The sequence below is a fragment of the Conexibacter sp. JCM 18997 genome, assembly GCF_055391915.1.
In genome coordinates this window covers 2,197,597-2,215,174 of the sequence record NZ_AP043885.1, presented here as the reverse complement: position 1 = coordinate 2,215,174, position 17,578 = coordinate 2,197,597, and the positions used below count along the sequence as shown (strand labels likewise).

Below are 17,578 nucleotides of genomic sequence, written 5' to 3'. Positions count from 1 at the left end.
GCCGCGGCGATAGGGACGAAGGAACCCGAGTAGGCGCAGGAAGATGCGCACGGATCCATTGTAGTTGATGGGTTCAACTATTCTTCGGCGCGTGCCCCGCCCGACCGCCGGCCTGTGCGATTCCTGCACCCATCAGAAGCTGATCGGCAACACCCGCGGCTCGACCTTCTCGATGTGCCTGAAGGCGCGCGAGGACCCGGCCTTCCCGAAGTACCCGCGCATCCCGGTGGCCGCCTGCCCCGGCTACGCGCCCGACGCGGCCCGGCGCGCCTCCAGCTCGTAGCGGTTGTCGTCGTAGCCGCGCAGGTAGGACAGCGGCATGCGGACGGGGTGGTGCTGCATCTGCCAGACGTGGCACAGCTCGTGGGTGACCAGCGCGGCGCTGACCTCGCTCAACGGCCGGCGCAGCAGGATCGTCTGGTAGGTCGCGTAGCCGTCGAAGCGGCGCATGAACGGCAGGCGAAACAGCCAGGGCACCGTGTGGATGCGCACGCCGCGCAGCGAGACGGGGCGCGGGTACAGCTGCTGGGGGTCCAGGTGCGCCTTGGCCGCGACGAGCGCGGCGCGGGCGGCCGGGCTCATCCGCCGTGGCCGCCGGACTTGCCCTTCTTGTTCGTCGTCTGGGGCGTGGTCGTGGTGGTCTGCGGCGTGGTCGTGGTCGTGGTGCCGGTCGCCGTCGCGGCGTTGGCCAGCGCCGTGGCCGCCGCGGTCTGCAGATCGCCGAGCATGGCGATCACGCGCAGGTCGCTGCCCTGCTCGACGTGGAAGGCGTAGGCCGGCAGCCCGCCCAGGAGGGTGACCGCTGGCGAGCGATCGACGGCGCCCAGCACCGGTGTCGGGGACGGCAGCGTCGCGCTCAGCGGGCGATCGAGCTCCCGCTGCAGGTCGTCGCGGCGGAGATAGATCGCCCGGTCGAGCGGGAGGGCGGGATCGGGCGGGAGCGTCACGACGACCTGGTCGACGTCGGTGTACTGCAGCGCGTAGAGCGCGAGCTCGAGGGCTTCGCGGCGCACGTACAGACCGCGCGCGTTGGAGGCCTTGCCGGCGATCGCACAGTCCGCTGCGCTGCCGCACAGCGTGAACAGCGCGGTCTTGCCCTCCTGCTCCTCCAGCTGCTGGGTCCGCGGGTCCTGGAGGACCAGCTGCGGTGTCACCTGCACGTCCGTGCCGACCTTGAGCGGACCGCCGGTCACGGACACGATCTGATCGCCGTTCTCCAGGCGGTAGTCCGCACCGACGTGGTCGGCGATCTGCTGCAGCGGATCGTCCCCGCTCGGGCGCCAGGCCGACCAGTCGTCGCTGGCCTGGTCGGAGGGCCCGACCGCGATGACCAGCACGATCACCGCGACGGCCAGCAGCCCGACCGCGATCAGCCCGCCGAGCACGAACTGGAACCGGCCCATGTGCTCGGACGCGTCCGGGATGCCGTTCTTGTCCTCGTCGTCGTGCAGCTCCTCGAGGCGCTCGATCGCGTCCTCGAGCTGGTCCTCGGCCCGCGCCTCGCGCTCGGCCCAGGGCAGGTCCGGCGGCGGCTCGAGCGAGCGCAGCGACTCGGGGTCGACCTTCGGCCGGGTTCCGGCCGGGTCGTAGGGGCGGTTGTCGCCTTCGTGGGTCACAGGCGGGGCCAGATGCTCTCGTCGCGGATGTCGATGACGGGCGCTTCGAGCGTGACCGAGTCGAGCAGCTCGACGACCTCGTCGCCGTGCAGCTCCTTGCGCTCGATCAGGCGCTCGGCCACCTGCAGCACCGACTCGCGGTTGTGGCGGATCAGGCAGATGGCGGTGATGTAGGCCTGCCCGAGGATCTGCGCCGCGGCGCGGCGCTTGAACGGGTCGCCGAGGATCGCGGGCAGCGGGTCGCCGGACTCGCGCATGCCCGACGCGCGGTTGATGATCTGCAGGCCGATCCGCTCGTAGCGCTCCTCGATGCGCTTGCGCTCCTCCTCGTCGGCGATGTCGACGGGCTCGGGACCCATGCCGCACATCCCGACCATCCACGACGCGCGCCATGTGGCCGACTGCACGTCGCCACCGACGCCGGTGGAGTTCTCCCCGTAGAAGACGTGCTCGGCGGCCATCGCGCCCAGGGTCCACACGAGCTTGCCGGCCTCCTCGTGGCGCCAGCTGGAGAAGCGCTCCTCCTTCTCGATCGCCTGGTGGTGGCCGAGTGAGCCGCCGCGCTTGCGAATCGACAGGCGCGTGGAGAGGACGTCGTCCATGTAGACGTGCGAGGCGACCGCGTGGCCGGCCTCGTGGATGGCGACGGCCCGCGTCTCCTCGGCGACGTAGTCGACGCCCACCGCGGTCCCCGACTCGATCGTGGTCATCGCCTCGACGATGTCGTTCCAGTCGAACTCGTTGCGCGCGTCGCTGTGGGCGTAGGTCAGCGCCATCGAGCAGACCTGCTCGATCATCGCTGGGGAGTAGCCGTTGGTGATGCGAGCGAGCTCGTCGCGGCGCTTGGGACGATCGAGATCGGCGACGTGCGAGACCTTCTTGAGGTACAGGTCGAAGACGTCGGCGCGGTCGTCCTTCGTCGGCGTGCGGAACCAGATGTGGCGGCCCATGCGGCCGGGACGCACCAGCGCGGGGTCGAGCTGCTCGATCGGCACGTTGGTCGCGCCGATGAAGTAGATCTCCTCACTGCGGGCCGGAGGCGGCTTGAGACGCAGCGACCGCGAGCCGATCTTGCGCGGGACGACGTAGGACGCGTCGAGCAGCGTGTTGAAGCGGTTGGTCCAGAACTTGCGCATCATGCGCGGCGAGTCGACGCCGTCCATCTGCACCAGGAGCTGGTTGAGCGCCCCGCCGCCGCCGCCCATCATGCCGCCGGGCATCATCACGTTCTGGATGCCGCCGTAGACGCGGGCCAGGGTGGGCGGGAGCGTGGGCGGGGCTTGCTCGGCCCGCGAGGCGAACAGCTTCTCGCGCCACGCGCGGTTCTCGAGGATCAGGTCCCCGCTGGCCGTCTGCGCGCCCCACGGGCCGTGGAAGCTGAGGTCCTCGAACGCGGGAACCGGCTGGAACCCGCCCGCGGTGCCGCCGCCCCCGAGCGCCGCGCGACGCAGGCCGACCGCGTCGATCTCGTCGATGAAGATGATGCACTGGCCGCCCCACTTGCGGGCCAGCCGGCGGGCCTTGCGGATCATGGCCATCACGATCACGACGTCCATCCCGATGAACGTCTGGGCGAAGCCGGAGCCGGGCATCGTCACGATCGGCGAGTTGAACGACGTGGCGATCGCCTTGGAGAGCATCGTCTTGCCGGTGCCCGGTGCCCCGATGAACAACAGCCCGCGCTCGGGCTTGCCGCCCGCCTTGCGGAACTCCTCACCGGACTGCCACAGCTGGATGACGCGCGTCACGTCCTCCTTGGGCTCCGTCTGGCCGCGCACGTCCTCCAGGCGCACGCCCCAATCGGCGTCGCCGGGCTCGAAGCCCTTCATCTGCATGAGGCCGAACGCCATCAGCGGCCCCATCAGGATCAGGAAGTTGAACAGGAAGAACAGGGGGAGGATCAGCAGCGTCGGAGCGATCGAGACGATCGCGCTCCCGACGTCGCTCAGCGCGTCGCCCAGCGACTCGCCCAGGATCAGCATCAGCCCGATCAGGATCACGGCGATCCAGAAGGCCAAGCGGTACTTGCCCCGCCAGAACCACGTGCGCCGGCGGACCAGCGCGTCGTCCAGCAGCGCTTCGCGATCGGCGCCGTACAGGCTCGGGCGCGGGATCAGCTTGTGCGCGACGACATCGACCAGGCCCCGGAACGCCACCACCGCGCCGAAGGTGGCCAGCGCCGCCCAGCCGATGGCCCAGTCGTAGCCGACGTACAGCACGACGAAGAAGGCAGGCGCGGTGAGCACCGCCACGAACGTCGCCGCTCGCGACAGCTGCCGCCACTCGCGGCCGAGCGCCGCCTGCTCACGCTGGGGAGCATTCATTCCCCCGGCAAAGTAGCGCGCTATCGCGCGACTTTGGGGCCGAGCGCTGCCGCCATCGTGGCCAGCCGGGCTACCGGGTCGGGGTGGCCGGCGGGGTGACCGGCGGCGTCACGGGCGCGACGGGGGCGATCGCGTGGGGCGCCAGCAGGGTGTCCCAGGAATGCTCGAGCTGGGCCCACTCGGCCGGGCAGCGGCGTGCGCGCGAGCGGGGCAGGCCGTCGCGGCCGACCAGCGAGCGGAACTCCTTCGGATCGCTGCCGTACACCCAGCAGGTGAACTGGTAGATGCGCTGCTCGAGAATCGAGTGCTCATCGGCGAAATCCTCGTCCTTGAGCTGGCCCCGCAGCTGGCGGTAGGCGTCGAAGAACAGCGCGGCGCTGAGGGCGGTCAGCGGGCCGAACTTGGGGTTGCTGGCCAGCAGGTAGGCGGCGAACCCGTCGACGGCGTCCTCCTCGCGTCCGGTCACCGGGATGTCGAGCTCGTGGACCAGCGCGTGGCCCATCTCGTGGGCGATGATGAACTCGTTGGCCCAGACCATGCCGTCGACCGCGCTGACGCCCTTGACGCCGCGCAACTCTTGGCGCATTCCCTGCAGTGCGAGCGTGAGGAAGTCGCCGGGCACGTTGATGAAGGTGAGCGTCTGACCGTTGTCGAGCGGGATGTCCGGGATGAACGCCGGGCCCTCCTCGATCTCGTCGCCGACGAGGATCGTGATGTCCTGCGGCAGCGCCCAGCGGCCGTTGACCTCGGCCACCACGGCCTCCAGCGCGCCCGAGCGGCGCAGGGCGCTGACGGCCTTGCGGTTGGCCTTCTTGACCGAGCCGTACTCGACGGTGAAGTCGCCGGCGTCGGCCGGCGTCTGGGCCAGCGCGGGGGTGGCGGCGAACAGGGTGCCGGCGGTGATGAGTCCGGCGATCAGGGCGCGCAGAGGCATGACGGGCTCATCGGCAGCCGGCCCGCGAAGCTCAAGTCGCGGTCAGACGAGGTCGACGCGACGGCGCCGGCGCGAGCAGCGCGTGAACCCGCTGCGCCAGTTGCGGCATGCGCGAGCCCTCGGCCACGCGCACCAGGGCGATCGACGAGGTCAGCAGCACGGCGTCGGCGGTGGCCAGCCGGGCCAGGTCGATCGGCTCCTCGCGGGCGTCGCCCGCCGCGAGCACGCGCGCGCGGGTGACCCCGGGGAGCAGGCGGCCGTCGGCGGGTGGCGTGACGAGCACGTCGCCCTCGACCAGGAACACGTTGGTGGCGGCCGCCTCGAGCACCGCGCCGTCGGCGTCGACGATCAACGGGAACGCGCCGTGGCGCTCGCGCAGCGTGTCGACCAGCGCGCGGTCGCGCCACTTGTGCGGGCCCAGACCGCCGGGCAGCAGCACGGGCACGAGCGCGACCGGCTCCAGGCTGGGCGGTGCCGCGGGGTGCAGGGCGAACGTGGTGCCGTGGGCGGTGACGTCGATGCGCAGGCGATGGCGACCGGCGGGCGCCGCCGCGGCGGCGTCGGCGAGCGCGGCGGCCAGATCGGCCGGCAGGGCCACGTCGAGCACGTCCGCGGCGCTGGCGGCCAGCCGCGCGAGGTGCAGGTCCGCCACCACGAGCCGGTGGTCCTCGACGGCCAGGGTCTCGATCACGCCCACGGCGGGATCCGGTCGGCGCCGCCCGTCGGCCAGCGCGCGCGGCAGGCGCGGCGCCGCGCGCGGCGGCGGCGCGTCGGCCTGCAGCTGCGCGCCGAGCGCCGCGATCAGGGGCCGCGCCTTGTCCAGCGCCTCGCGCACCTCGGCGTCGGGGTCGGAGTCGGCCACGATGCCGCCGCCGGCGCCGATCCACGCCGTCCCGCCGGCGATCTCGAACGTGCGGATGGCCACGTTCAGCTCGAGCCCGGCGATCGGGCTGGCGAAGCCGGCGGCACCGGTGTAGGCGTGGCGTGCGGTGCCCTCCAGCTCGCTGATCACGTGCATGGCCTGGACCTTGGGCGCGCCGGTCACGGAGCCCGGGGGGAACGTCGCGCGCAGCAGGTCGGCGTCACCGACCTCGTCGCGCAGCCGGCCCCGCACGGTGGAGACGAGATGCCACACGCCGGGGTGCGCTTCGGGCACCGGCTCCGGGTCTGCGTTGACCGTCCCGTACTGGCTGACGCGCCCCAGGTCGTTGCGCATCAGGTCGACGATCATCACGTTCTCGGCCTGATCCTTGGCCGAGCGCACGAGCTCGTCGCGGGTCGTCGGGTCGTCACCCCGGCGTGGGCGCGTGCCCTTGATCGGCCGGGTCAGGACGTCGCGACCGGTGCGGCGCAGGAACAGCTCGGGTGACAGACCGACGGTCGCGCCCCACGGGCCGGCGACGTAGGCGCCGTAGGGCGGCTCCAGCTCCAGGCCGGCCGCGAACGCGTCGAGCGGATCCCCGGAGAACGGGCCCTGCAGGCGCAGCGTCAGGTTGGCCTGGAACAGGTCCCCGGCGGCGATCCGCTCGACGCACTCGGCCACGCCGGCGCGCAGACCGGCCGCGCCGGGTGCGGTCGGGGCGAACGGGCCGGCGCGGAACGGCCGCGCGGTTCCCGTCCGCGCCGTCAGCGCCGCGTGGCGCGCGGCCAGCGCCGCGGCCCGCTGCGGCGTCTGCAGCGCCTCGAACCACCACTGCCCGTCGCCGTCGCGGCGCAGCACGTGGTCGTAGTAGGCCAGCGCGAACGGCGGCAGCGCGTCGTGGGCGGGCGGCGGGGGCGGCAGCCGCTCGACGCGGTGGGCCAGCGCGAACCCGAGGTAGCCGAACCACCCGCCGCCGACCGCGCCGGCGGGCGCCTGGCCGACCACGTCGGGGAGTGCGTCCAGGAGCGCGAACGGGTCCTCGTCGGCGTGCGCGACGCGTGTCGGCTCCGAGCCGACGATCGTCGAACCGCCGGCCCAGGCACCGGACAGGACGAACGGATGCGCGTCGCCGCGCAGGGCGAGCGCCGCCTGGGCGGGCGTCCAGTCCACCGCGAGTGGCTCCACGATCAGGCGCGCCGTCACGCCCGCAACGCTATCGGCGCATGGTGAGCGCCGGCCCTGGGCTCCTCAGCCAGGACCGGCGCTCATGCACCCGGTTCGGCCCCGATCTCGTCCCGGGGATCGTGGGCCGCTCCGCCGTCGCAAACGACGTAGGAGCATCGTCGGTCCCGTACCGAAGAAGCGGCGAAAGGTTTCCTGCGGCTCCACTAGGATCGCCGACCCATGAGCCTCGCCCGTGCCGTCGGAGGACTGCTGGCCATCGTTGCGCTCGCCTCCGCTCCGACGAGCGTGGCCTTCGCGCGCGGGGCCGACCCGGTGCGTCCGGGCGACCAGCTGCCCAACTACGACGTCCGCGACGCCGCGGCGGCCGGCGCGATGAGCACCAGCGCCGCGCGCTCCTCCGGACCGCAGGCCGGCCGCGCGACGACCGAGGCGCGCGCGCAGCTGGCCGACGATCTGGGCGACCAGGCCGTCGTCCAGACCGATCCGGTCAACGGGACGCTGCGCGCGATCCAGCGGCTGGACGGCACGCTGACCACGGCGGGCGGCGGCGACGCGGCGGACCGCGCCTGGGACTACGTGCGCGAGCACGCGACGGCGATCGGCCTCGACGACGCCGATCTGGCCACGTTCTCCCTGCAGTCGATCCAGCGGGGCGCCGGCGGCCTGGAGGTCGCGCAGTTCGCCCAGTCGGTCGGCGGCATCCCGACGCTGGACAACGTCCTGAAGGTCGGCGTCGACGCCGACGGGCGCGTGCTCAACGTGACCGGCTCGCCCAACGCGGACCTGGCCGGGGTCGACCCGACGCCCACGGTCTCGGCCACCGACGCGCTGGTCGCGGCGCTGGCCAACACCGCCGTGCAGCGCACGCCCGCGATCGTCTCCGCCCCGACGGGCCCGCGCCAGACCACGACCTTCGACCAGGGCGACCGGGCCGAGCTCGTACTGTTCGGCGATGTCGGGGTCACGCGCCTGGCCTGGCGCGTGCTGGTCAACGCGCCGTCGGCCACCTACGACGTCGTGGTCGACGCCGCCACCGGCGACGTGCTGCGGCGCGCGAGCCTGACCGATTCCGCCGCCGACGACGCGAGCGTGTTCCCGGCCTGGCCGGGCCGCGCGAGCACGACCGTCAGCCTGACGCCGTTCCTGAACGCCGGCGAGGTGGCGACGAAGGGCCTGGCCGGGCCGTACGCCTGGGCCTGGGCCGACCTCACCGACGACGACACGCCGACCGCGGGCGAGATCGTCCTGCCCAGCGGCGGCGAGTTCGTCTTCCCGTTCACGCAGTTCACCAGCAACAGCGCGGGCTTCTGCACCGTCGACGCGACGAAGTGGTGCACGTGGGACGGACGCGTGAGCCAGCGCGCGACGAGCTGGACCACGAACCTCAAGCCGGCCGTCGTGAACATGTTCTGGCTGGTCAACGCCTTCCACCAGCACCTGGCCGCCGCGCCGATCAGCTTCACGGGCTTCACCGGTGCGGCCGATCGGATCCAGGCCCACGGGCTGGACGGCGCGTCCAGCGGTCCCGATGCCAACCACCTCGACAACGCGAACATGTCGACGCTGCCCGCCGGTCGGGGCGCGCGCATGCAGATGTACCTGGCCACGACGGTCCCCGGCTACCAGCAGCGCGACGTCGACTACGACTTCGACCCGGCCACCGTCTGGCACGAGTACACCCACGGCCTGTCCAACCGCCTGATCACCGACGCCGACGGCTACGGCGCGCTGGACGCGCAGCAGTCCGGCTCGATGGGCGAGGGCTGGAGCGACTGGTACGCGCTGGACGCGATGGTCGACACGCCGGCCGGCTACCCGATCGCACACGTGATCGACGACACCGGGACGCCCGGCGAGGTCAACCTCGGCGTGTACACCGACCCCGGACCCGGCCTGACGCGCACGGAGAGCCTCGACTGCCCGATCGGGTCCACGTCGACCTGGTGCCCGGCGGGCGGCTACACCTACGCCGACTTCGGCCAGATCGCCAGCGGCCCCGAGGTCCACGCCGACGGCGAGATCTGGGCGCAGGCGCTGTGGGACCTGCGCGAGGCCGTGCCGGACGTGGCCACCGCGCGGATGCTGGTGACCAACGGCATGCGCCTGACCACCCCGAACCCGTCGTTCCTGGACGCGCGCAACGGGATCCTCGCGGCCGCCGCGGGCAACAGCGCGCTGCAGGCCACGATCTGGCAGGTCTTCGCCGACCGGGGCATGGGCTTCTTCGCGGGCGCGACCAGCGGCGCGGACGTGACGCCGGTCGCCGACTTCGCGATCCCGCCGACCGGACCGGACGGCACCGTCAGCGGCACGGTGACCGACACGGACACGGGCACTCCGATCAGCGGGGCGAGCGTCGCTTTCGGCGGCCACGAGGCTGCCGCCGGCGGCACATCGGCGTTCGTCGACACGACCGACGCGGCCGGCCACTACTCGCTCACCGTGCCAGCCGGGAGCTATCCGAAGCTGACCTTCTCTTCCCCCGGATACGACACGATCACGCGCTCGTCGAACGTCACGGTGACGGCGGGCGGGAGCACGACGCAGAGCCAGGCGATCAGGCGCGATTGGGTATCGCTCGGTGGTGGCGCGACCATCGATTCGGCCGACGACCCGCTGGGGTTCTGTGGCCCCAACTGGGCGTTCGACGGAACGTCCGGGACGGGCTGGTCGTCCAGCAGCGGCGGCGGTGGACGACATCCGACGGTGACGCTGTCGTTGCCGCAGTCGATCGACATCACCGCCTTCGGGATCGACCCGACCGAGACCTGTGGTGACGATGCCACGTCCGCGCTGCGTCAGATCCGGATCAGCGTGTACCGCGCGGGGCCGCAATACGCCGGCTGGTTCCAGGTCTACGACGGGACGTTCGGCTCTGGCGATCGCAATCGCATCAACGTGCGCACGCCGACCGGTTCGGTTCCTGAAGTGTGGACCGACGTCACGAAGGTCCGATACCAGCTGGTGACGCCGCAGAGCACGACGGGCGGCTCCGGCGCGTCGTGGGTCGACGTCACGGACCTGAAGGCCTACGGGGTGCCGCATCAGTCCAGCGGTGGCGGCGGTGGCGGCGGGGGAGGCGGCGGCGGTGGTGGTGGCGCGGCCACCAAGCCGACGACAACGCCCACGCCCGAGCCGGCCACGCCGACCGTGACGGCTCCCGTGCCCACGCCGACGCCGTCCAGCCCGTCGGTGCCGCCCACGACCGAGCCGACGATCCCCACGCCGCCCAGCAGCGGCCGCAACGGCGCCGTGTCGGTGCGGGCCAACTGCACCGGCCGCTGCACGATCACCGCGACGTTCACGGGCGACCGCGCGCTGCGCAAGCTGCTCGGCGCGCGCACCACCCAGTTGGCCCGCGCCGTGCGGCGCACGACGGCCGGGGATCACACCGTCAAGGTGGCGCTGACCCGGGCGCAGCGTCAGAAGCTGCGCCGGGCAGGCCGGACCAAGGTGACGCTGACGCTGAAGGTCGACGTGCGCGAGGCGGACGGCGACACGGCGAGCAGAGCGCGCCGGGTCACCATCCGCCTGTAGCGCCGCCGTTGCACCGGACATCAGAGCATCGAGTAGGCTCGCCGACTCGATGAGGGTCTCGCACGGATGCGCAGGATTGATCGCGGCCGGAGCGATGACGCTCGCGCTCGCCGCCCCGGCCGCGGCTGACCCGCTGGCGAACTTCGACGTCCGCGACGGGGCGAGCGCCGCGGCGGCCACGGTCACCACCCACGGCGCGGCGCCGCAGTCGTCGCGGGCGACCGTCGACGCGCGCGAGCAGCTGGCCGTCGGGCTGGGCGACCAGGCCGTGGTCCAGACCGACCCGGTCAACGGCACCCTGCGCACGATCCAGCGCCTCGACGGCGCGCTCACCGACGCCGAGGCGGGCAACAAGGTCGACATCGCCTGGGCCTACGTGCGCGACCACGCCGCGGCGATCGGCCTCACGGACGCCGACCTGGCCACGTTCTCGCCCGCGGCGTCGCTGCGCGGCGCGGGCGGCCTCGTCGTGGTGCAGTTCGTCCAGTCCAACGACGGGATCCCGTCGTTCGACAACCTCCTGAAGGTCGGCGTCGACCGGGCCGGCCGCGTGGTCAGCGTCACCGGCTCGCCGAACCCCGGCCTGGCCGGTGTCGACGCGACGCCGACGCTGTCGGCCACCGACGCGCTGCAGGCGGCGCTGGCCGGCGTGGCCGTCCGGCGCACCCCGGTCGTCCGCTCCGGCCCGGCGGGTGCGCGCCGCGCGACGACCTTCGACCACGATGATCGCGCCGAGTTGGTGCTGTTCGGCGACGTCGGGGTGACCCGTCCGGCCTGGCGCTTGCTCGTGCACGCCGCATCGGACGCGCTGTACGACGTGGTCGTCGACGCCGCCAACGGCGATGTGCTGTACCGCGCCAACCTGGTCGACGCCGATGCCGGCGGCGACGCGGACGTCTTCCCGGCCTGGCCCGGACGGGGCCCGGCGTCGGTCGACCTGACCCCGTTCCTGAACCAGTCGGAGATCGCCGCGAGCGGCCTGGCCGGAGCGAACGTCATCGCCTGGGCCGACATCACCGACGACAACGTCCCCAGCGCGGACGAGATCATCCATCCCGACGGGACCGGAAGCTTCGCGTTCCCCACCCAGCGCTTCAGCGGCAACGCCAGCGGCCTGTGCGAGGACGCCACCAAGTGGTGCACCTGGGACGGCAGCCCGGGCCAACGCGCGACGAGCTGGCAGACGAACCTGAAGCCGTCGGTGGTGAACATGTTCTGGCTGGTCAACGTGTTCCACGAGCACCTGGCCGCCGTTCCGTTCGGCTTCGACAGCTTCTCGGGCCCCGCTGACCGCATCCGGGCGCAGGGGTTGGATGGCGCGCTCAGCGGTCCCGACGACAACCACCTCAACAACGCGAACATGGCCACGTTTCCGGTCGGTCAGGGCGCCCAGATGCAGATGTACCTGGTCACCAAGATCGGCGCCAACGACGACCGCGACATCGACTTCGACTTCGACCCCGCCGTCGTGTGGCACGAGTACGGGCACGGTTTGTCCAACCGGCTGATCACCGACGCCACCGGGTACGGCGCCCTGCGGCCGCAGCAGTCGGGCTCGATGGGCGAGGGCTGGAGCGACTGGTACGCGCTGGACGCGATGGTCGATCCGCCCGCCGGCTATCCGATCAGCCAGATCATCCCGGATGATCCGGCGGTCGACGGCGACGTGTACGTGGGGGCCTACTCGGACGCCGGTTTCGGCGCGGCCCGCTCCGAGGCGACCGACTGCCGCGTCGGCGCGACGTCGCCGCGGTGCCCGAAGGGCGGCTACACCTACGCCGACTTCGGCAAGGTGATCGATCGCCCCGAGGTGCACGCCGACGGCGAGATCTGGACGCAGACCCTGTGGGACCTGCGCCGGGCCGTGCCGGATGTCACGACGGCGCGCCAGCTGATCACCGACGGCATGCGCCTGACCACGCCCAAGCCGTCCTTCCTGGACGCGCGCAACGCGATCCTCGCCGCCGCCGCGGCCGACTACCCGGGCGACGACGCGCTCGTGGACACGATCTGGCAGGTCTTCGCCCACCGCGGGATGGGCTTCTTCGCCGGCGCCGCCGACGCGTCCGACGTCACGCCGGTGGCCGACACCTCGCTCCCGCCGGCGGCCGGCAGCGACGGCACCGTGCGCGGCAGCGTCACCGACGACGCCTCCGGGGCGCCGGTGTCGGGCGCGTCGGTCGTCTTCGGCGGGCACGAGGCCGCGCAAGGCCTGACCTCGCCGTTCGTCACCACGACCGATGCCACGGGCGCCTACGCGATGACCGTGCCGGCCGGCACGTACCCGGACCTGACGTTCCGGGCGCCGGGCTACGACACGCTCTCGCGCGCGTCGACCGCGGTCACCGCGGGGGCGACGACGACGCAGAACCAGCCCCTGCGGCGCGACTGGGCGACGCTCAGCGGCGGGGCGACGATCGCGCAGGCCGACGACCCGTCGGGGCCCTGTGGGCCCAACGACGCCTTCGATGGCTCGACCGTGTCAGGCTGGTCGTCGGCCTCGGACGCCGGGAACCGCCATCCGGCGGTGACGCTGACGCTGCCCCGGTCGATCGACATCAGCGCGATCGGCGTCGATCCGACCGAGGTCTGCCAGGACGGCCCGAGCTCGACGCTGAAGGACCTGCGCGTGTTCGTCCAGCGCGCCGGCGACTGGCAGCTGGCCTACGAGGGCTCGTTCGTCCCGGCCGATCGCCACCGTCTCAACCTGCGCACGCTGAACGCCGGGATGGGCCAGGACGTCACCCAGATCCGCTTCCAGATAATGGCGCCGCAGAACACGAACCCCGGCTTCACCGGCCGGGAATGGATCGACGTCACCGACCTGCGCATCTACGGCGTCGCGCATGTGGTCCCCAGCGGCGGCGGAGGGGGAGGCGGCGGTGGCGGGTCGACCGTCGTCACGATCCCGCCGGCGACGCCCGAGCCGCCGACCGTGCCGGTGCCGCCGACCCAGACGACCTTGCCGACCAGCGTCACCGTGCCGCCGCGCACGGAGCCCTCGATCGCCGCGCCGCCGCGCGCGGGCCGCAACGGGGCGGTCACCGCCAGCGCCGACTGCACCGCTCGCTGCACGATCACCGCGACGTTCACGGGCGACCGGGCGCTGCGCAGGCTGCTCGGCGCGCCACTGGCCCGCACCGTGCTGCGCACGACGGCGGGCCAGCACCGGATCCGGGTCGCGTTGACCCGGGCGCAGCGTCAGAAGCTGCGGGCCGCCCGCCGGCGCACGATCACCGTGACGCTCAAGGTCGACGTGCGCGAGGCGGACGGCGACACGGCGAGCAGAACCCGCCGGGTCACCATCCGCCTGTAGCGCGTCAGGCCGCCCGGTCGTAGACGTCCTGCTGCGCGGGGTCGCGCGGCAGGTCGACCGGGGCGGCGCCTGCGTAGGCCACGACCGTCTCGCGCCGTCGGAACACGCCCGACAACGCGACGGCCAGGCCGCCGATGCTGGCCGCGGCGACGAGCACCAGGCCAGGCACGTATCCATCCAGCAGCGCGTCGGTCGAGCCGGCCGCGGCGCTGGAGCTGTTCCAGTTGGCGGTCATGACCGCGGTGACGACCGCGAGCGTGAGCGCGCCGCCGACCTGGAACGAGGTGTTGACCAACCCGGAGGCCAGCCCCTGCTCGTGGTCCTCCACGCCGGTCGTCGCCGCGACGTTGATCGCGGGGAAGGCCAGCGCGAAGCCGATGCCGATCAGCAGCATCGTCGGCAGCAGCAGCGTCGCGTAGCTCAGCGTGTCGCCGACGCGCAGGAAGAGCACGTAGCCGACGGCGAACGCCGCCATGCCCAGCGCGATCACGCGCGCCGTGCCCAGGCGGTCGATCAACGCGCCGGTGCGCGGCGCCCCGAAGGCCACGATCAGCCCGCCGGGCAGCAGCGCCAGCGCCATCTCCAGCGCCGACCAGCCCAGCGCGTCCTGCAGGTACAGCGTGACGATGAACTGGAACGAGACGTAGCAGCCGAACAGCAGCGCCGCGGACGCGTTGGCCCGCACCAGGCCGCGGGTGCGCAGGATCCCCAGCCGCACCAGCGGGTGGGAGCTGCGCTGCTCGATGGCCACGAAGCCGGCCAGCAGCGCGGCCGCCAGCGCGAAGCCGACGATCGTCTGCGCGGAGGCCCAGCCGACCTCCGGCGCTCGCACGACGGTGAAGACCAGCGCGAGCATGCCGCCGCTGATGGTCACCGCGCCCGGGATGTCGTAGCCGCGGCGCGCATCGGCGCGGTCCTCGGCGCGGTCGGGCGCGATCAGCCGGCGCCCGGCGAACAGCAGCGCGAGGGCCACGGGGGCGGGCAGCAGGAACGTCCAGCGCCAGCCCAGCAGCGTGAGCAGGCCGCCGAGCACGAGCCCGAGCGAGAAGCCCGAGGCACCGGTCGCGGCGTACACGGCCAGCGCCTTGTTGCGCGCCGGCCCTTCGGCGAACGACGTGGTGATGATCGACAGGCCGGCCGGCGCGGTGAACGCGGCGGCGGTCCCCTTGATGAAGCGGGTGATGATCAGCAGCGTTCCGTCGCTGACCAGGCCGCCGAGCAGCGAGGCCGCGGCGAACACGCCGAGCGCGATCAGGAAGACCCGCCGCCGCCCGAGCAGGTCGGCCGCGCGTCCGCCGAGCAGCAGCAGGCCGCCGTAGCCGAGCACGTAGCCGCTGACCACCCACTGGAGGGTCGAGGTGCCGAGGTGCAGGTCGGCGTCGATGGAGGGAAGCGCGACGCCCAGCATCGAGACGTCGAGGCCGTCCAGGAAGAGCGCGCCGCACAGGACCAGCAGCGTGCCCCACGCGCGCCGGTCGAGGTGGGAGGTAGATGAAGCCATAAAGGGACTATATGCATGTGCATGCATGGACATGTCAATGACTTGGTCGCTAAGCTGGCAAGACACCATGTCCGAGCTCGTTACCGCCTGGCGTGATCTGTCCGGCCGCCACGCCGTCGTGGCCGAGGATCTCGAACGCGAGATGCAGCGCCGCCACGGCCTGTCGCGCTCGGAGTTCGAGGTGCTGGACCGCCTGGCCGAGGCGCCCGACCACCACCGCCGCATCCAGGAGCTGGCCGACGAGGTGCACATCAGCCAGAGCGCGCTGTCGCGGCTGGTCTCGCGCCTGGAGGCCGACGGCCTCACCTGTCGCAACGCCTGCGCCGACGACCGCCGCGGCATCTTCGCCTGCCTGACCGCCGACGGCCTGGCCCGCGTCGAGCAGGCGCGGCCCACGCAGGACGAGATCCTCAACCGCCACTTCCAGTGAGCGTCGCCGACACGCTGCGCGAGCGCCTCGGGCGCGTCGGCGCCTGGAGCGGCGCGGGCAACTTCGCCTCGCGGGCCGACGAGGCCGCCTTCGCCGCCGAGGTCGAGTCGCTCGGCTACGGCGCGCTGTGGTTCTCGGAGATCGGCGCCGGCAAGGAGGCGCTCGTGCACGCCGCGCTCCTGCTGGCCGCCACCGAACGCCTGCCCATCGCCACCGGCATCGCCAACGTCTACGGGCGCGATCCGGTGGCCATGCTCGCCGCCGGCACGACGCTGGCCGAGGCCTATCCCGGACGGTTCGTGCTGGGGCTGGGCATCAGCCACGCGCCCTCGGTGGCCGGCCGCGGCCACGAGTACGGCAAGCCGCTGAGCACCATGCGCACCTACCTGGACGCGATGGAGGCCGCCGAGCTGCGCGTGCCCGCGCCGGCCGAGCCGCTGCCGATCGTGCTCGCCGCGCTGCGCCCCAAGATGCTCGAGCTGGCCGGCGCCCGCACCGCCGGCGCGCACCCGTACTTCACGCCGCCGGAGCACACGGCGCGTGCCCGCGACGTGCTCGGCCCCGAACCGTGGCTGGCGCCCGAGCAGATGGTCCTGCTGGAGAGCGACCCGACGGTGGCCCGGGAGATCGCCCGCCGGGAGATGGCGCGCTACCTGCAGCTGCCCAACTACCGCAACAACCTCCAGGACCTGGGCTTCGCGCCCGAGGACCTCGACGACGGCGGGAGCGACCGCGTGGTCGACGCGATCGTCGCCTGGGGGACCCCGCAGGAGATCGCCGCGCGCGTGCACGCCCACCTGGACGCGGGCGCTGACCACGTCTGCATCCAGCCACTGCCCGGCCAGCTGCCGGCGCAGGCCGCGCAGCTACGCGAGCTCGCCGGCGTCCTGCTCTGAGGATCGCCCACGCCACGCGCGCCACAGCCGGGGCGCGAACGTGACGATCGCGAACGCGATACCCGTGAAGACGTACCCGACCACCAGGTCGATCACGAAGTGCTCGCCGCCGTAGGTCAGCGTGAAGGCCATCGCCAGCGTGTAGAGGCCCAGCAGCCCGCGCACCAGCCAGCCCGCCGGCCAGAAGAACAGCAGCAGCATGAACGGGTAGGAGGCGTGCAGCGAGGGCATCGCGGCGACGAGGTTGACGAGGTCGCCGTGGCCCTCCCAGATCGACTTGGCCGTGTGCACGCCGAGCTGGCCCCACACCTCCGGAACGATCCGGCTGACCGCGCCGATGTCGCCGTTGTCGGCGGCCAGCCACGGCGGCTGGGCGGGGTACAGCCAGTAGGTCAGAAACGCCGCCACCGTGGTCAGCACGACCAGCGCGACGTACTTGCGGAACCGATCGTGGGCGACCCGCCAGAGCACCGCCGCGACGATCCAGATCGTGAAGAAGTGCGACATGTACACGACCCAGATCGCGTAGTCCCAGACGTGCAGGTCGCCCGGGTGCCACAGGTGCTCCTGCAGCCACACGGTGGGGATCTGGCCGAAGCCGATGAACTTGTCGAAGGCGATCTGCGGATCGACGTGCGCCTCCCACGTGGCCACCGACACGGCGCCGCGCAGGTAGTCATAGGCGACCAGCAGCGCCAGCAGCGGCAGCCACTCCAGCAGCATCACGCCCCAGCTGCGCCAGCGCGCGACGCTGAACGCGGCCATGCCCAGGCCCAGCCACCAGAACAGCTGGTCGCGGGCCAGCGGCAGGCCCTCGTTGGCGATCGAGACGGCCAGCGCCACCAGGTAGACGACGGGCGCGAGGATCGGCAGGACGCGCCCAGCGAGCGCCACCGTGCGGGCCCGCCGCGTCGGCGACGCGGCGGGGGACGGGACGGCTTCGGCGCTCATGCCCCTACATCATCGCGGTTCGTGAC

At 72.7% G+C, this 17,578-nt stretch carries 12 protein-coding genes; 5 read left to right on the top strand and 7 right to left on the bottom strand.

Going from position 1 to position 17,578, the window contains the following annotated elements; genetic code table 11:
• Positions 1 to 91 precede the first annotated feature (91 nt).
• Positions 92 to 283 (top strand): hypothetical protein, encoded by a 192-nt coding sequence (locus tag ACZ5UI_RS11380; protein ID WP_464197298.1) that lies wholly within the window; start codon positions 92 to 94, stop codon positions 281 to 283.
• Here ACZ5UI_RS11380 and ACZ5UI_RS11375 read toward each other — a convergent pair.
• From ACZ5UI_RS11375 to ACZ5UI_RS11355, 5 genes are all read right to left on the bottom strand, one after another.
• A complete protein-coding gene (locus ACZ5UI_RS11375; protein ID WP_464197297.1) occupies positions 244 to 582 on the bottom strand; it encodes a hypothetical protein in 339 nt (112 codons plus the stop codon). The two genes, ACZ5UI_RS11380 and ACZ5UI_RS11375, sit on opposite strands and share 40 nt — an antisense overlap.
• A complete protein-coding gene (locus tag ACZ5UI_RS11370) occupies positions 579 to 1,616 on the bottom strand; it encodes a hypothetical protein (RefSeq protein ID WP_464197296.1) in 1,038 nt (345 codons plus the stop codon). Before ACZ5UI_RS11370 ends, ACZ5UI_RS11375 begins: the two co-directional genes overlap by 4 nt.
• A complete protein-coding gene (locus ACZ5UI_RS11365; RefSeq protein ID WP_464197295.1) occupies positions 1,613 to 3,940 on the bottom strand; it encodes an AAA family ATPase in 2,328 nt (775 codons plus the stop codon). Before ACZ5UI_RS11365 ends, ACZ5UI_RS11370 begins: the two co-directional genes overlap by 4 nt.
• Before the next feature lie 70 nt (positions 3,941 to 4,010).
• Positions 4,011 to 4,874 (bottom strand): DUF4344 domain-containing metallopeptidase, encoded by an 864-nt coding sequence (locus tag ACZ5UI_RS11360; RefSeq protein ID WP_464197294.1) that lies wholly within the window; start codon positions 4,872 to 4,874, stop codon positions 4,011 to 4,013.
• Between the two features lie 31 nt (positions 4,875 to 4,905).
• Positions 4,906 to 6,939: an aminodeoxychorismate synthase component I gene (locus ACZ5UI_RS11355; protein WP_464197293.1), complete on the bottom strand. Its 2,034-nt coding sequence runs from the start codon at positions 6,937 to 6,939 to the stop codon at positions 4,906 to 4,908.
• 201 nt (positions 6,940 to 7,140) lie between these two features.
• Between ACZ5UI_RS11355 and ACZ5UI_RS11350 the strand changes: the two genes are divergently transcribed.
• Entirely contained in the window at positions 7,141 to 10,458 is a 3,318-nt protein-coding gene (locus tag ACZ5UI_RS11350; protein WP_464197292.1) for a M36 family metallopeptidase, read from the top strand.
• 94 nt (positions 10,459 to 10,552) lie between these two features.
• Positions 10,553 to 13,774 (top strand): M36 family metallopeptidase, encoded by a 3,222-nt coding sequence (locus ACZ5UI_RS11345; protein WP_464197291.1) that lies wholly within the window; start codon positions 10,553 to 10,555, stop codon positions 13,772 to 13,774.
• Positions 13,775 to 13,778: 4 nt separating this feature from the next.
• Here ACZ5UI_RS11345 and ACZ5UI_RS11340 read toward each other — a convergent pair whose 3' ends face one another.
• Complete coding sequence (locus tag ACZ5UI_RS11340) at positions 13,779 to 15,275, bottom strand: MFS transporter (RefSeq protein WP_464197290.1); 1,497 nt, start codon at positions 15,273 to 15,275, stop codon at positions 13,779 to 13,781.
• Positions 15,276 to 15,342: 67 nt separating this feature from the next.
• On the opposite strand from ACZ5UI_RS11340, the gene ACZ5UI_RS11335 reads away from it, so the two are divergent.
• Together ACZ5UI_RS11335 and ACZ5UI_RS11330 are read left to right on the top strand one after the other, a co-directional pair.
• Positions 15,343 to 15,705: a MarR family winged helix-turn-helix transcriptional regulator gene (locus tag ACZ5UI_RS11335; RefSeq protein ID WP_464197289.1), complete on the top strand. Its 363-nt coding sequence runs from the start codon at positions 15,343 to 15,345 to the stop codon at positions 15,703 to 15,705.
• Positions 15,702 to 16,601 carry a TIGR03620 family F420-dependent LLM class oxidoreductase gene (locus ACZ5UI_RS11330; RefSeq protein WP_464197288.1) on the top strand — a complete coding sequence of 300 codons (900 nt, stop codon included), beginning with the start codon at positions 15,702 to 15,704 and terminating at the stop codon, positions 16,599 to 16,601. The genes ACZ5UI_RS11335 and ACZ5UI_RS11330 overlap by 4 nt, the downstream gene beginning before the upstream one ends.
• Here ACZ5UI_RS11330 and ACZ5UI_RS11325 read toward each other — a convergent pair.
• Positions 16,572 to 17,552 (bottom strand): phosphatase PAP2 family protein, encoded by a 981-nt coding sequence (locus ACZ5UI_RS11325; protein WP_464197287.1) that lies wholly within the window; start codon positions 17,550 to 17,552, stop codon positions 16,572 to 16,574. The genes ACZ5UI_RS11330 and ACZ5UI_RS11325 overlap by 30 nt on opposite strands.
• Between the last annotated feature and the right edge of the window lie 26 nt (positions 17,553 to 17,578).

Bases quoted from the DNA above. Each gene is read 5' to 3' on its own strand.
- ACZ5UI_RS11375 (WP_464197297.1), bottom strand. From the start codon at position 582: ATGAGCCCGGCCGCCCGCGCCGCGCTCGTCGCGGCCAAGGCGCACCTG.
- ACZ5UI_RS11365 (WP_464197295.1), bottom strand. From the start codon at position 3,940: ATGAATGCTCCCCAGCGTGAGCAGGCGGCGCTCGGCCGCGAGTGGCGG.
- ACZ5UI_RS11360 (WP_464197294.1), bottom strand. From the start codon at position 4,874: ATGCCTCTGCGCGCCCTGATCGCCGGACTCATCACCGCCGGCACCCTG.
- ACZ5UI_RS11350 (WP_464197292.1), top strand. From the start codon at position 7,141: ATGAGCCTCGCCCGTGCCGTCGGAGGACTGCTGGCCATCGTTGCGCTC.
- ACZ5UI_RS11345 (WP_464197291.1), top strand. From the start codon at position 10,553: ATGACGCTCGCGCTCGCCGCCCCGGCCGCGGCTGACCCGCTGGCGAAC.
- ACZ5UI_RS11340 (WP_464197290.1), bottom strand. From the start codon at position 15,275: ATGGCTTCATCTACCTCCCACCTCGACCGGCGCGCGTGGGGCACGCTG.
- ACZ5UI_RS11335 (WP_464197289.1), top strand. From the start codon at position 15,343: ATGTCCGAGCTCGTTACCGCCTGGCGTGATCTGTCCGGCCGCCACGCC.
- ACZ5UI_RS11325 (WP_464197287.1), bottom strand. From the start codon at position 17,552: ATGAGCGCCGAAGCCGTCCCGTCCCCCGCCGCGTCGCCGACGCGGCGG.